The organism is Streptomyces sp. NPDC004629 (assembly GCF_042873595.1).
Classification (GTDB): Bacteria; Actinomycetota; Actinomycetes; order Streptomycetales; family Streptomycetaceae; genus Streptomyces.
The window spans coordinates 1-13,215 of sequence record NZ_JBIALO010000042.1 but is presented as its reverse complement, the minus strand read 5'-3'; the positions used below and the strand labels follow the sequence as shown (position 1 = coordinate 13,215).

13 protein-coding genes are annotated in these 13,215 nt (G+C 71.3%); 5 read left to right on the top strand and 8 right to left on the bottom strand.

Going from position 1 to position 13,215, the window contains the following annotated elements; all coding sequences use genetic code 11:
* Nucleotide 1: 1 nt before the first annotated feature.
* The 4 genes from ACFYTE_RS38115 to ACFYTE_RS38100 all read right to left on the bottom strand — a co-directional run bounded on the left by ACFYTE_RS38115 (nucleotide 2) and on the right by ACFYTE_RS38100 (nucleotide 4,074).
* Nucleotides 2-1,018 (bottom strand): AAA family ATPase, encoded by a 1,017-nt coding sequence (locus ACFYTE_RS38115; protein WP_388720982.1) that lies wholly within the window; start codon nucleotides 1,016-1,018, stop codon nucleotides 2-4.
* A 167-nt stretch (nucleotides 1,019-1,185) separates the two neighbouring features.
* Complete coding sequence (locus tag ACFYTE_RS38110) at nucleotides 1,186-3,297, bottom strand: trypsin-like peptidase domain-containing protein (RefSeq protein ID WP_388720979.1); 2,112 nt, start codon at nucleotides 3,295-3,297, stop codon at nucleotides 1,186-1,188.
* A gap of 14 nt (nucleotides 3,298-3,311) precedes the next feature.
* Nucleotides 3,312-3,719, bottom strand: coding sequence for a CU044_2847 family protein (locus ACFYTE_RS38105; RefSeq protein WP_388720868.1), 408 nt, complete (start codon nucleotides 3,717-3,719; stop codon nucleotides 3,312-3,314).
* 166 nt (nucleotides 3,720-3,885) lie between these two features.
* A complete protein-coding gene (locus ACFYTE_RS38100; RefSeq protein WP_385867848.1) occupies nucleotides 3,886-4,074 on the bottom strand; it encodes a DUF6104 family protein in 189 nt (62 codons plus the stop codon).
* A 199-nt stretch (nucleotides 4,075-4,273) separates the two neighbouring features.
* Between ACFYTE_RS38100 and ACFYTE_RS38095 the strand changes: the two genes are divergently transcribed.
* Complete coding sequence (locus tag ACFYTE_RS38095) at nucleotides 4,274-5,221, top strand: DUF4097 domain-containing protein (RefSeq protein WP_388720865.1); 948 nt, start codon at nucleotides 4,274-4,276, stop codon at nucleotides 5,219-5,221.
* Between the two features lies 1 nt (nucleotide 5,222).
* On the top strand, nucleotides 5,223-6,323 hold the full coding sequence (locus ACFYTE_RS38090) for a PadR family transcriptional regulator (RefSeq protein WP_388720863.1): 1,101 nt from the start codon (nucleotides 5,223-5,225) through the stop codon (nucleotides 6,321-6,323).
* Between the two features lie 70 nt (nucleotides 6,324-6,393).
* On the opposite strand, the gene ACFYTE_RS38085 is transcribed toward ACFYTE_RS38090, so the two are convergent.
* The 4 genes from ACFYTE_RS38085 to ACFYTE_RS38070 all read right to left on the bottom strand — a co-directional run bounded on the left by ACFYTE_RS38085 (nucleotide 6,394) and on the right by ACFYTE_RS38070 (nucleotide 9,866).
* Nucleotides 6,394-6,957, bottom strand: coding sequence for a Clp protease N-terminal domain-containing protein (locus ACFYTE_RS38085; RefSeq protein WP_388720860.1), 564 nt, complete (start codon nucleotides 6,955-6,957; stop codon nucleotides 6,394-6,396).
* Nucleotides 6,957-7,166 carry an HTH domain-containing protein gene (locus tag ACFYTE_RS38080; protein WP_388720857.1) on the bottom strand — a complete coding sequence of 70 codons (210 nt, stop codon included), beginning with the start codon at nucleotides 7,164-7,166 and terminating at the stop codon, nucleotides 6,957-6,959. Before ACFYTE_RS38080 ends, ACFYTE_RS38085 begins: the two co-directional genes overlap by 1 nt.
* Nucleotides 7,167-7,269: 103 nt before the next feature.
* Nucleotides 7,270-8,235: a zinc-binding dehydrogenase gene (locus tag ACFYTE_RS38075; protein ID WP_388720854.1), complete on the bottom strand. Its 966-nt coding sequence runs from the start codon at nucleotides 8,233-8,235 to the stop codon at nucleotides 7,270-7,272.
* 407 nt (nucleotides 8,236-8,642) lie between these two features.
* Nucleotides 8,643-9,866: an NADP-dependent malic enzyme gene (locus tag ACFYTE_RS38070; protein WP_388720851.1), complete on the bottom strand. Its 1,224-nt coding sequence runs from the start codon at nucleotides 9,864-9,866 to the stop codon at nucleotides 8,643-8,645.
* A 536-nt stretch (nucleotides 9,867-10,402) separates the two neighbouring features.
* On the opposite strand from ACFYTE_RS38070, the gene ACFYTE_RS38065 reads away from it, so the two are divergent.
* From ACFYTE_RS38065 to ACFYTE_RS38055, 3 genes are read left to right on the top strand one after another with little or no spacing between them, the layout of a single operon-like run.
* Nucleotides 10,403-11,362, top strand: coding sequence for an ABC transporter substrate-binding protein (locus tag ACFYTE_RS38065; protein ID WP_388720848.1), 960 nt, complete (start codon nucleotides 10,403-10,405; stop codon nucleotides 11,360-11,362).
* Nucleotides 11,363-11,391: 29 nt separating this feature from the next.
* Complete coding sequence (locus ACFYTE_RS38060; protein ID WP_388720846.1) at nucleotides 11,392-12,321, top strand: amino acid ABC transporter permease; 930 nt, start codon at nucleotides 11,392-11,394, stop codon at nucleotides 12,319-12,321.
* Nucleotides 12,318-13,124 carry an amino acid ABC transporter ATP-binding protein gene (locus ACFYTE_RS38055; protein WP_388720843.1) on the top strand — a complete coding sequence of 269 codons (807 nt, stop codon included), beginning with the start codon at nucleotides 12,318-12,320 and terminating at the stop codon, nucleotides 13,122-13,124. The genes ACFYTE_RS38060 and ACFYTE_RS38055 overlap by 4 nt, the downstream gene beginning before the upstream one ends.
* Nucleotides 13,125-13,215: the final 91 nt, after the last annotated feature.

Below are 13,215 nucleotides of genomic sequence, written 5' to 3'. Positions count from 1 at the left end.
ATCACCTCGTACGGTCGAGCGGCTGCATGAGCATGTCCGCGATCCGCTCCCGGGTGAGGCGTTCCGCGCGCGACGCGTGCTGGGTGAGGAAGAGGGCGTTGAGGAGCTGGTCCGCGGCGACCACCTCGCCCGGTTCGCGGTCCAGGAACCGGGCGATCAGATCGCGGCCCGCGGTCACGCTCTCCTCGCCGAGGTGCGCCTCCACCATGGCGGTGAGCTGTTCCTCGCCGGGCGGCTCCAGTTCGAGCTGGATGCAGCGGCGCAGCAGCGGCGCCGGGAAGTCGCGCTCGCCGTTGGAGGTCAGGACGATCACCGGGAAGGCGGTGCAGGCGACGCGTCCGCCGTGCACGCGGACCCGCTCGCCGTCGTGGGTGAGCACCTCGACGACGGGCTCGCGGTCCGCGAGCCGCTCCAGTTCGGGGATCGCGAACTCGCCCTCCTCCAGGGTGTTCAGGAGGTCGTTGGGCAGGTCGAGGTCGCTCTTGTCCAGTTCGTCGATGAGCAGGACCCGGGGCTGCTCGGCGGGGAGCAGGGCGGTGCCGAGCGGACCGAGGCGGATGTAGGAGCCGATCCCGGAGGCCGCCGCCGCGGCCCCTTCGGCGCCCTGGGCGCGCTCCAGCTGGACGTCCTGGAGCCGGCCGATCGCGTCGTACCGGTACAGGCCGTCGTGGAGCGTGGTGCGGCTGACGATCGGCCAGCGCAGCACCTTGCCGAGCCCGAGTTCGTGGGCGACCGCGTAGGCGAGGGTGGACTTGCCGGTGCCCGGATTGCCGGTGACGAGCAGCGGGCGGCGCAGGTAGAGCGCGGCGTTGACGGCGTCGACCTCGGCGGGCCGAGGCGCGTAGTTCTCGACCAGACGACGGCGCACGCCGAGCCGGCGGGCGCTGCTGGAGTCCTCCGGGCCGGACTCCGCCCCCTCCTGGGCGGCCGCGAAGTCACGCCAGGGCGGCGGCGCGGGTAACCGCCGTACTCCGTCGTGCGGCTGACCCACTCCGCGGTAGATCCGCCAGTCGTTCACCATGGGCTCCTCCCGGCTCCGGTGATCAGGCTGCGGGCCCGGCCGTTCGACGTACGACGTTACCGCCAGGTGGCCGTGCCTGCCGAGCTTCGCGGGCGTCCGGTGTCGCTTCCCGGTCCGGGAACGCCCTTGTGATGCAGGTGGTTGACGAGGTGTCCGGTGGGCGGTCAGCCGCCGGGGGCGGCCAGGGGTGGCGGTCGCATGGCCTCCGATCCGTACGGAGTGCGGTCGGGCGGGTCGAACAGCACGGCGAGTTTGCCGCGCAGGCCCTGGGCGCGCACGGTGTCGGGGTCGGCGAGCCGGATGCGCAGGTCACGGACCGGGCCGTGCAGCCCGTCCGCCCCCTTGGCCAGCCCCAGCAGGTCGGCGGCCTGCCGGTGGAAGGCGCGGCACTCCTCGTGGTCGTGCCGGTCCCGGCGCCACAGCACCACGGAGTGACCGGCCATGAGCGCGTACTTCATGGCCACCTGGCCCTCGCCGCTGCCGACCGGGCCGCAGTAGACCGGCACACAGCCGTTGCCCAGCGCCGACAGCCGGCCGTAGACGGCGTACTCGCCCTCGGTACGGCCGCCGGGCGCATGTCCGCCGGCCGGTGCCTCGCCGCGCAGCGGCTGGTGGGAGAGCGGTCCGCGGGTCGTGCCCCGCCACCGTTTGAGCCACTCCGGCGAGGGCTTCCTGGCATTGCGCCGGGCGTCGCGGATGACGACGGTCCGGCGCAGCCCGAGCGGCATGGCACGCTCGTCGGGATCGGCGGTATCGGCGGTATCGGCGGTATCAGCGGTATCGGCGGTACTGTCTTCGGGCTCGCCCGCGGCGCCGTCGGGAGCGAGGCCCCAGTCGTCCACGGGCAGGTCGAACAAGCGCCGCGGCAGGAACACCTCGACCGCGGCCAGGTGTTCGCCGTGGTCGCCCTGGCTGAGTGCGCGGGCCAGCGGTTCGCGCAGGGTGGCGGACAGTTCGTCGGCGCGTACACCGCGGTCGTCGCCCGCCACGGGCGTGACGTCCTGGCCGTCGTAGATCAGCTGGACGCTCCAGGGGTAGAGGTCGCCGTACATCGGTTCGCCGACCTTGACGAGGACGTCGGTGCGGGCCGTGGACGGCTCCGCGGGGTGCGCGGCGGCCGGGTCGAAGAGGCCGTCGAGGATGCCGTGGATGGCCTCGCCGACCGCCCAGTACTCGTGCCGGTCGGCCTGTTCGGTGATCCAGTCGGCGAAGGCGCGCAGCCGCTCCGGGTCCGCCTCGCCCGGACGTTCCTGGACGGTGTGCCGGGCCACCCGGGCCGCGTACAGCAGGACGGCGTCGAGGTCGACCGGGGCTGCGCCGGCGGCCTGCCCCGGCGCGCGCAGTCCGTGCAGCAGTCCGGCGCCCTCGCGCCAGCTGCGCGGCTCGTGCACGATCAGCGAGCGGTGCCGGCTGTTCAGCACCCGGGCCCTGACCTCCTCGACCAGGTGGACGACCTCGCCGGGACCGGCGGGCGGCGGGAGGTGCGCGAGGTGGCCGTAGAGCCGGGCCCGCAGTTCGGGGGTGATCCCGGAGCCGTCGTAGCCGGGCAGGCCGGACTGCGCCGCGGTCCAGTGCGCGTACTCCGCCGACTCGTCGAGGAGCGCGAGGTGGTGCAGGTCGTGGGCGCGCAGCACCTCGTGCACCAGGTCGCCGCCGCGTACGTCGAGCAGTTCGCGCAGCGCGGTGATCGGCACGGCGGCGCCCTCGTCCCGGCCGCGGCCCTTGATCATGCCGATGACCGCGCCGTAGCGCCGGTCGATCACGGGCCCGCCGGACAGTCCCTCGAACGGCAGGCTGCCGTTGATCAGCAGCGCCCGGCCGTCCGAGCCGGCCGCCTCGCCGACACCGTGCCGCACACCCAGCTCGCCGGTCCTGCGGGACCAGCCGTGCAGCCCGATCGGGGCGGGGGTGCTGGGCGCCCGGTCGCTCAGCCACAGGCACCGCGCGTCCTCGGCGTCCGGCACCCGGACGAGCGCGATGTCCGGCAGCCGCCAGCGGTCACCCGCCGCGTCGGGGTTCTCGGGGCGCGGCTCGGCGAGGACCACGGTGCCGGTCGCGGTCCGCTCCCGCCGGATGCCCGCGGCGCCGCGGCCCTCCCAGCTCACGCCCACGACCCTCTCCCCTCGCCACACCGCAGCGCCCCCCTTCCCCACGACGTGCGCGCAGGTCAGCAGCCAGCCCGGGGCTATGAAGAAGCCTGATCCCCAGTACCCGTCACGGTCGGTTGCATACCCGTCGCCCGGTGCGCCGATGCGTGCGAGCGAGGGGCGCACCATCTCGTCGAAGGCGCTCATTCCGCGTCGGGGGCGGTAGCGCCGGGCGCCGCGCCGGCGCGCCGGTCCGCCGCCGGATCGGTGCGCCGCCCGTCCCCCGCCGGTTCGGTCCAGGTCAGGGACACGGTCAGGGAGGACGTGCCGCCGCCTTCGGCGATGGCACTCACGATCTTGCCGGACTGCGCCGTCAGTTCGATTCCGAAGCTCACGGACACCTCGACCGGCGCCGTCGTGTCCAGACCGGCGCGCAGGGAGCGCACGACGCCCCCGACCGTGCCGGCCAGTCCCCCGGCCATGTCGACGATCCGGCCCCCGAACCCGGTGTCCCGGTACCCGTCGTCCTGCGCGGTGTCGTCGGCCGCGCCGATCCTGGCCCAGACGACGGTTCCGTCATCGAGCCGTATCCGTTCGACCCCTCCGCCCATGCCGCCCCCGTTCGCTCAATGGGAGGAGAAGGCTAACTCCCGATGAAGACGAGCGGGAGGGGCAACGACCCCTCGGGCGTGGCGAACGACCGCATCAGCACTGCCCGCTGAGGCCGCCGGCCTATTGCTCTACCGCTCTACCGCTCTACTCCTGGTATCTACCGCTCTACTCATCGTCATCGTCCTCGTCGTCGTCGAGCCGGGCCAGCCAGGTCGCCAGCCGCTCGACGGGGACCTCGAAGTCCGGGTTGAGGTCCACGAAGGTGCGCAACTGCTCGGCAAGCCACTCGAAGGTGACCTCTTCCTCGCCGCGCCGCTTCTCCAGTTCCTCGATGCCGCGGTCGGTGAAGTACATGGGGGCGTCTCTCCTGCGGATACGTATGCACTCGGCCTCTGCGCACAGCCTATGCAACCCATGCTCGCCGAGGCCCACCCTCCCCGGGCCGGGGGTCGGCGTCCACGAACGGGTGTCTTGACTTTCCGAGACCGCGATATATCGTGTTTCGCGGAAGACGCGATATGGCGCGTCGCGTCCCGCCGAGGAGGTCAGCACCATGTCCGAGTGGTCCGTCGCAGAGCCCAGGAAGCTCACCTTCGACGACCCCGTGCGTGATCTGCACGTGCGCATCGTCAACGGAACAGTCAACGTCGTGGGCACGGACGAGGGTTCCGCCCGGCTCCAGATCTCCGAGGTCGAGGGCCCGCCGCTGGTGGTCACCCAGGAGGGCGGCACCCTCACCGTGGCGTACGAGGACCTGCCCTGGAAGGGCTTCCTCAAGTGGCTGGACCGCAAGGGCTGGCGGCGCACCGCGGTCGTCTCGCTCGCGGTCCCCGCGGACACCCGCGTCGAGGTGGGCGTGGTCGGCGCCGGCGCCGTGGTCTCGGGGATCCGCGGCGCCTCGGTGGTCAAGGGTGTCACCGGTGACACGACCCTCGTCGCCCTCTCCGGCCCGGTCCGCGCGGACACGGTCTCCGGCAGCCTGGAGGCCCAGGCCGTCACCGGCGACCTCCGCTTCAACTCCGTCTCGGGCGACCTGACCGTCGTCGAGGGCTCCGGCCCCTCCGTGCGCGCCGACACCGTCAGCGGATCCATGATCATCGACCTGGATCCGGACGGTCCGACCGACGTCCGGCTGACCAGCGTCTCCGGCGAGATCGCCATCCGGCTGCCGCATCCGGCGGACGCGGAGGTGGAGGCGAACACGGCGAGCGGCACGATCTCCAACGCCTTCGACGGACTGCGGGTGCACGGCCACTGGGGCGCCCACAAGATCACCGGCCGGCTCGGCGCGGGCAACGGCAAGCTCCGGGCCACCACGGTCTCCGGTTCGATCGCCCTGCTGCGCCGCCCGCCGAAGGAGGACGAGGACACGACCTGGGACGACACCGAGCCGGACCCGGCCGCGTCCCGGCACACGTCGGGGGACAATTCCGTTTCCGGCCGGACAGCCGACACGACGAGCGCCCCGGCCGACGGCACGACCGACAAGAAGGTGCTCTGACATGCCTCCCGTCTTCGCCCACGGCCGCCTCCGCCTGTACCTGCTCAAGCTGCTCGACGAGGCCCCGCGCCACGGCTACGAGGTGATCCGTCTCCTCGAAGAGCGCTTCCAGGGGCTGTACGCACCATCGGCGGGCACCGTCTACCCCCGGCTGGCCAAGCTGGAGGCCGAGGGTCTGGTCACACACACCACCGAGGGCGGCCGCAAGGTGTACGCCATCACGGACGCGGGCCGCGCAGAACTGGCCGACCGCAGCGGGGAACTGGCCGACCTGGAGCTGGAGATCCGCGAGTCGGTCGCGGAGCTGGCCGCCGAGATCCGGGCCGATGTGCGCGGCGCGGCGGGCGATCTGCGGCGCGAGATGCGGGCCGCCGCCTCCGAGGCCCGGCACGGCGCCGGCACCCGCGCCACCGAGCAGGGCCCCTTCGGGGAGCACGGCGAGGCCGGCGACAAGGAGTCCTGGCGCGCCGCCAAGGAGGAGATGCGCCGCGTCAAGCAGGAGTGGAAGGAGCAGGCCCGGCGGGCCAAGGACGAGAGCCGCAGAGCCCGTGACGAGGCCCAGCGGGCGCGGCGCCAGGCCCAGGAGGCCCAGGCGCGGGCGCGGGCCCAGGCACAGGAGGAGATGCAGCGGATCGCGCGGCGGGTCCAGGAGCGGGTGCAGGACCACTTCACGCGGGGCGACTGGCCCACGGGCATGCGTGAGGGCCTGAGCGAACTCGCCAAGGAGTTCGGCGAGTTCGGCAAGGACTTCGGGAAGGACTTCGGGAAGGAGTTCGGCAAGGACTTCGGCTTCGGCCGCGGCGGGGCGGGAGCGGGGACCGGCCAGGGCCCTGCGGCGGGGACCCCCAAGGCCGCGCCCGCTGCGGAGTACGAGCAGACGGCGGAGGACTTCCCGGCCGACTATGTACCGGCCTGGGCCCAGGAGGACACCAGCGGCGATCCGGCCCGTGACCTGGACCGCCTCCTCGACCGCTTCCGGGACGACATCCGGGACGCGGCCCGCGACAACGGCGTCACGGCCGACCAGTTGCGGGACGCCCGCCGCCATCTGTCGACGGCGGCGGCCCACATCGGGGTGATCCTCCGCCGGCCCCGCCCCTGAGCCCCCGGCACCGCGTCCGCACGTGCCCGCGCCCGATGCCCGCGTCCGGCGCGGGCCCGCGGAGGCCGCGTCAGGACGCCTTCGCCTCTCCGCCGCCGTACAGCACCCGTGTCACGGACTCGTACGTCACGCCATGATCGGCGAGAACCTCGGCGGGTACGCCGGGGCATACAGTCAGGGCGATGAGGATGTGCTCGTCACCGATGTGCCGGTCACGGCGGCCGGCGGCGGTGCGCAGCGCCCGTTCGAGGACATCCTTGGCGCCCTTGGTGAAGGGGCGGTGGCCCGACCACCAGCCCCTGCCCCCGCGGTCGCCGGACAGCGCCCCGACGCCATGCGTCTCCTCCACCCGCTGGACGATCCCGGCGACGTCGATCCCCAGCCCGGCGAGCGCGTCCTCGTCCGCCCGGGTGAGACCGCCCCGCCGCCGCGCCTCGCCGAGTGCGCCCCGCACGGACTCCTTGCGGTCGGCGAGGCCCAGCGCGGCCAGCGCGAAGGAGGCGCGGTTTCCCTCGCGGTCGAGCAGCGCGAGGAGCATATGGTCGGTGCCGATGGACCGCGCGCCCTCGCGTTCGCCGTACTCCACGGCGCCGCGTACCACGTCACGGGCGTGCCTCGTGAACCGTTCGAACATCACTGCCTCCCGTACTTCTTGTGCACGGCCTGCCTACTGACGCCGAGTTCGGCGGCGATCTCCTGCCACGACCAGCCCTGGTTGCGGGCATTGCGCACCTGCACGGCCTCCAGCTGCTCCAGCAGCCTGCGCAGGGCGGCGACGGCCCGCAGCCCGACCCGCGGGTCGCGGTCGCCTGCGCGCTCGGCGAGATTGGTTGCCTCGGTCATGATGTCAACCTACGTTGACATGAAGGGATCTGTCAACCCCGATTGACAAGGATCGACGGCCGACCCGGGAGCCGGGTCGGCCGTCGGTGGGGCAGCGGCGCGGTCAGCCGTTGGTGAACACGACCTTTCCGAACTGGCCGCCGGACTCCAGCCGTTCGAAGCCCTCGCGGGCGCGGTCCAGTGGCAGCACCTCGTCGATGACGGGGCGTACGCCGGTGGCGGCGCAGAAGGAGAGCAGGTCCTCCAGTTCCTCCTTGGTGCCCATGGTCGAGCCGACGACCTTGAGCTCCAGGAAGAAGATCCGGGTCAGCTCGGCGTGGGACGGCCGGTCGCCGCTGGTGGCGCCGGAGATGACGATGGTGCCGCCGGGCCGCAGGGACTTGATCGAGTGGGACCAGGTGGCGGCGCCGACGGTCTCGATGACGGCGTCCACGCGCTGCGGCAGCCGCGCCCCCGTCTCCACCGCCTCGACGGCACCCAGCTCCAGGGCCCGCTTGCGCTTGGCCGCGTCCCGGCTGGTGGCGAAGACCCGCAGCCCCGCCGCCTTGCCGAGCACGATCGCGGCCGTGGCGACGCCACCGCCCGCGCCCTGCACGAGCACCGAGTCGCCCGGCCGCACCCCGGCGTTGGTGAAGAGCATGCGGTACGCCGTCAGCCAGGCCGTGGGCAGACAGGCGGCCTCCTCGAAGGACAGCTCCTTGGGCTTGGGCAGGACGTTCCAGGTGGGCACGGCGACCTGCTCGGCGAAGGTGCCCTGGTAGCGCTCGGTGAGGATGGAGCGGGGTTCCCTGGGGCCGACGCCGTGGCCGGTCTGACCGATGACGGAGTGCAGGACGACCTCGTTGCCGTCCTCGTCGACTCCGGCGGCGTCACAGCCGAGAATCATCGGCAGCCGGTCCTCCGGGAGGCCGATGCCGCGGAGCGACCACAGGTCGTGATGGTTGAGGGAGGCGGCCCGGACATCGACGGTGCTCCAGCCGGGGCGGGCCTCGGGGGCCGGGCGCTCCCCCAACTCAAGGCCGGCCAGCGGCTGGTCGGGGTCGATTCGGGCGGCGTAGACAGCGAACATGGGCTCGACGATAGGTTCCCCACCCCACCAACGGAACCAGGCACCCCACAACAGCACCACCCCCCAAGGGGCGCGAGGAACTGCGCAACCAGCCACAACACCACCGCACCCAACCCACAACAGCACCACCCCCAAGGGGCGCGAGGAACTGCGCAACCAGCCACGACGACGCCGCACCCGACCCACGACGGCACCACCCCCAAGGGGCGCGAGGAACTGCGCGACCAGCCACGACGGCGCCGCACCCGAATGACGACGCACCCGCACGGACCGCCCCCACAGGCCCGCCTCAGTGGGACCCCGCCAGGTGAGCCCACCGAGGCAAGGCTCACCGGCGGAGGCCAACCGGCGGAGGCCAACCGGTGCGGAAAGCACGACGCTCGCCGGCGGCAGGCCCAGGACAACGGCTACCGGCGGGCCACGCCCTCCGCTCGGGCCGCCCCGGCCACCGCCGCCGTCACCGCGGGAGCGACCCGCTCGTCGAACGGCGAGGGGATGACATAGTCGGCGGCGAGATCGTCGCCGACCACCGCCGCCAGCGCCTCCGCCGCCGCGAGCTTCATCCCCTCGGTGATCCGGGAGGCCCGCACCTGCAACGCGCCCGCGAAGATACCGGGGAACGCCAGCACGTTGTTGATCTGGTTCGGGAAGTCCGACCGGCCCGTCGCGACGACCGCCGCGTACTTGTGGGCGACGTCCGGGTGCACCTCGGGCTCCGGGTTGGCCATGGCGAACACGAACGCGCCCGCGGCCATCGAGGCCACCGCCGCCTCCGGGACCGTACCGCCGGAGACGCCGATGAAGACGTCCGCGCCGGCCAGCGCGTCCTTCAGCGAGCCCGTGAGGCCCGCCTTGTTGGTGAACCCGGCCAGTTCCCGCTTGACCGGCGTCAGGTCGTCCCGGTCGGCCGACACGACGCCCTTGCGGTCGGCCACCGCGACGTCCCCGATCCCGGCCTTGACCAGCATCTTGGCGATGGCGACACCGGCCGCACCGGCGCCCGAGACGACGGCCCGCAGATCACCGACGCTCCGCCCGCTCAGCCGCGCAGCGTTGCGCAGCGCGGCCAGCGTCACGACGGCCGTACCGTGCTGGTCGTCGTGGAAGACGGGAATGTCCAGCCGCTCCTGGAGCTTGCGCTCGATCTCGAAGCACCGCGGCGCCGAGATGTCCTCCAGGTTCACGCCGCCGAAGGAGGGGGCGAGGCGGACCACGGTCTCCACGATCTCGTCGGCGTCCGTGCAGTCGAGCGCGATCGGCACCGCGTCCACGCCGCCGAACTGCTTGAACAGGATCGCCTTCCCCTCCATCACCGGAAGGGAGGCCAGGGGGCCGATGTCCCCGAGCCCGAGCACAGCCGTGCCGTCGGTGACGACAGCCACCACGGACGACTTCCACGTGTAGTCGTTGACCAGGTCCGGCTGTTCCGCGATCGCGGTGCACACGCGCGCGACGCCGGGCGTGTAGGCGAGGGACAGGTCGTCCTTGTCGCGGACCGGCACGGTGGCCCGCACGGCCATCTTGCCGCCGCGGTGGAGCGCGAAAGCCGGGTCGAAGGAATCGAGGGGCTCGGCCCCGCCGTCCTGATCGGCACTGCTGTCGCTGCGAGGATTGACGATCTCCGCTGCCACTTGTTTACCCCTTAGGTGTTCATGGTGTGAGGGTGAGGGCCACTCCTGGTGAAGAGTGGGCGGGACCGCATACGACCCGGTTTGACCGTTGCGTACGGGTCGTACGCGACGGGCGCGCCGCACACGCGCCCTGAGCCCCGGATGAGGGGTGTAAAGCACCTTCTTACCCGACGGACGGCGCCGACGACGAGTCCATTGGGTGCAAGGTCACCTGGTGCGGTTCGGCGGCCACGCTTCGGTGGCCTGCGGTCCGCGCCCCGTTCGCTTGCACGACGGCGGGCGCCGGGCAAGCATCGACCGCATGGTGAGATGCGCCGAAGATATTCCGGTTGATACCGGGGTTTTCCACAGACGGTCCGGCTGGATGTACCGACCTGGGCGGTTCGGGGGTCACCCGTTATCCGATTTTGACATAGCGGGTCGCCTGATTGGCCTAGCCCGAATGGCAAGATGCGGTAACCCACGAGGTCGCGACACCCGAAGGTGTGTGTTCTCGTCGACCCATCGGCACGCCACCCATCCGCCGGAGGAACCCCATGACCGCTCGCTCGACCCGTCGCACCACCGCCGCGCACTCCCGGCTAGCAGCGGTCGGTGCGCTCGCGGTCACCGGCGCCCTGCTGCTCACCGGCTGCGGTGACCAGACCGACAAGGGCGGCAGCGGCTCCGACGCGTCCTCCTCCTCGGCACCGCTCGCCGACAAGCTCCCCAAGGACATCCGCGAGGCGGGCGTCATCAAGGTGGGCTCGGACATCGCCTACCCGCCGGTGGAGTACATGGAGGGCGGCAAGGCCGTCGGCATCGACCCGGACATCGCGGACGCCCTCGGCAAGCAGCTGGGCGTGAAGTTCGAGTTCCAGAACGGCAAGTTCGACAACCTCATCGTCGGCCTGCAGGCCAAGCGGTTCAACGTGATCATGTCCGCGATGAACGACACCAAGGACCGCCAGGACGGCATCAACTCGGACAACGGCCAGAAGGTCGGCAACGGCATCGACTTCGTGGACTACTTCACGGCCGGCACCTCGATCCTCGTCCAGAAGGGCAACCCGAAGGGCATCAAGACGCTGGACGACCTGTGCGGCAAGGTCGTGGCCCTGCAGAAGGGCACCACGTCCGAGGGCATCGCCAAGGCGCAGAGCAAGAAGTGCACGCAGGACGGCAAGAAGGCGATCGCGCTGCAGACCTTCGACACCGACCCCGAGGCCCTGCTCCGCCTCAAGCAGGGCGCGTCGGTGGCGGATCTCAACGACTTCCCGGTGGCCGCCTACAACGCCAAGACCTCCGGCGGCGGCAAGGACTTCGAGGTGATCGGCGAGCAGATCGAGGCCGGCCCGTACGGCATCGGCGTCAGCAAGGAGAACACCCAGCTGCGCGACGCACTCCAGGCGGCCGTGAACGCCATCATCAAGAACGGCGAGTACACCAAGATCATGGAGAAGTGGAACGTCACGGCCGGCGCGGTGACCGAAGCGAAGATCAACGGCGGTTCCTGAGCGTCCCGAGCGACTGAAGGGCAGCCACCGTGTCTGACACCGCCGAGAAGATTCCCGCGCCACCCGTTCCACCGGAACAGATCAAGGCCATCCCCGTGCGCCACTACGGCCGCTGGGTGGCCGGCGCGCTGGTCATCGCCGTCCTGGCGCTGATCGGCACGGCGTTCTCCAACGCGAAGATCAACTACAGCATCGTCCCGCAGTACCTGACGGACGGGACCATCCTGTCCGGGGCCTGGCACACGCTGTACATCTCCGTACTCGCCATGGCGCTGGGCCTGGTCCTGGGCGTCGTCATCGCCGTGATGCGGATGTCGTCGAACCCGGTGACCAGCACGGTGGCCTGGTTCTACGTCTGGTTCTTCCGCGGCACCCCGGTCCTCGTCCAACTGCTGCTCTGGTACAACATTTCGCTGGTGTTCCCCGTCCTCAACCTGGGGTTCTACAAGAACGAGATGAACCAGGTCATGACGCCGTTCCTGACCGCGCTGCTGGGCCTCGGCCTGAACGAGGCCGCGTACATGTCGGAGATCGTCCGGGCCGGCATCCAGTCGGTGGACCTGGGCCAGACGGAGGCGTCGCACGCGCTGGGCATGACCCAGGGCAAGACGCTGCGCCGGGTGATCCTCCCGCAGGCGATGCGGGTCATCGTCCCGCCGACCGGCAACGAGTTCATCAACATGCTGAAGACCTCGTCGCTGGCGTACGCGGTCCAGTTCAACGAGCTGATCAAACGGGCCACGGACATCTCCAGCACCTCGCTCGCGGTCGTCGAGATGTACTTCGTGGCGTCGATCTGGTACCTGATCCTGACCACGGTGTTCAGCATCGTGCAGTACTACGTGGAACGCCGGTACGCCCGCGGCTCCTCGCGCAGCCTGCCGCCGACACCGTTGCAGCGGCTCAGGAAGAACCTCCGCCAGTTCGGTTCGTTCCGCCGTCCGGAGGTGGCCCGATGACCAGTCTCAGCAAGGACACCGGCTTCGGCCGCGGCTCGGCCGGCGGGCCGATGGTCAGGGCCGAGGGCGTGCACAAGTCGTTCGGGCTCTCGCACATCCTCAAGGGCATCGACCTGGAGGTGAATCCGCGCGAGGTGTTCTGCATCATCGGGCCCTCCGGCTCGGGCAAGTCCACCTTCCTGCGGTGCATCAACCACCTGGAGAAGATCAGCGCGGGCCGGCTGTACGTCGACGGCGACCTCGTCGGCTACCGGCAGCGCGGCGACAAGCTCTACGAGCTGAAGGAGCGGGAGGTCGCGGCGCAGCGGCGGGACATCGGCATGGTGTTCCAGCGCTTCAACCTCTTCCCGCACATGACGGCGCTGGAGAACGTCATGGAGGCGCCGGTCCAGGTCAAGGGGGAGCCCAAGGCGGTCGCCCGGGAGCGCGCGCAGCGGCTGCTCGACCGGGTGGGCCTCGGCGACCGCACCGGGCACTACCCGGCGCAGCTCTCCGGCGGACAGCAGCAGCGGGTCGCCATCGCCCGTGCCCTGGCGATGGAGCCCAAGCTGATGCTGTTCGACGAGCCGACCTCGGCGCTCGACCCGGAGCTGGTCGGCGAGGTGCTCGATGTGATGCGGGACCTCGCCGAGGACGGCATGACGATGATCGTCGTCACGCACGAGATGGGCTTCGCCCGTGAGGTCGGGGACTCGCTGGTGTTCATGGACGACGGCGTGGTCGTCGAGTCCGGCCACCCGCGCGAGGTCCTGACGAACCCCCAGCACGAACGCACGAGGTCCTTCCTGTCAAAGGTGCTCTAGTACTCCAGTCTGGTTTCGCGATCTTGCGGCGGCCCCGGCTGGGAACGGGTACGGCCACCGCGTGATCATCGGTTGGTGTGTGGACAAACGA

Bases quoted from the DNA above. Each gene is read 5' to 3' on its own strand.
- ACFYTE_RS38110 (WP_388720979.1), bottom strand. From the start codon at position 3,297: ATGGTGCGCCCCTCGCTCGCACGCATCGGCGCACCGGGCGACGGGTAT.
- ACFYTE_RS38105 (WP_388720868.1), bottom strand. From the start codon at position 3,719: ATGGGCGGAGGGGTCGAACGGATACGGCTCGATGACGGAACCGTCGTC.
- ACFYTE_RS38100 (WP_385867848.1), bottom strand. From the start codon at position 4,074: ATGTACTTCACCGACCGCGGCATCGAGGAACTGGAGAAGCGGCGCGGC.
- ACFYTE_RS38095 (WP_388720865.1), top strand. From the start codon at position 4,274: ATGTCCGAGTGGTCCGTCGCAGAGCCCAGGAAGCTCACCTTCGACGAC.
- ACFYTE_RS38090 (WP_388720863.1), top strand. From the start codon at position 5,223: ATGCCTCCCGTCTTCGCCCACGGCCGCCTCCGCCTGTACCTGCTCAAG.
- ACFYTE_RS38085 (WP_388720860.1), bottom strand. From the start codon at position 6,957: ATGTTCGAACGGTTCACGAGGCACGCCCGTGACGTGGTACGCGGCGCC.
- ACFYTE_RS38080 (WP_388720857.1), bottom strand. From the start codon at position 7,166: ATGACCGAGGCAACCAATCTCGCCGAGCGCGCAGGCGACCGCGACCCG.
- ACFYTE_RS38075 (WP_388720854.1), bottom strand. From the start codon at position 8,235: ATGTTCGCTGTCTACGCCGCCCGAATCGACCCCGACCAGCCGCTGGCC.
- ACFYTE_RS38065 (WP_388720848.1), top strand. From the start codon at position 10,403: ATGACCGCTCGCTCGACCCGTCGCACCACCGCCGCGCACTCCCGGCTA.
- ACFYTE_RS38055 (WP_388720843.1), top strand. From the start codon at position 12,318: ATGACCAGTCTCAGCAAGGACACCGGCTTCGGCCGCGGCTCGGCCGGC.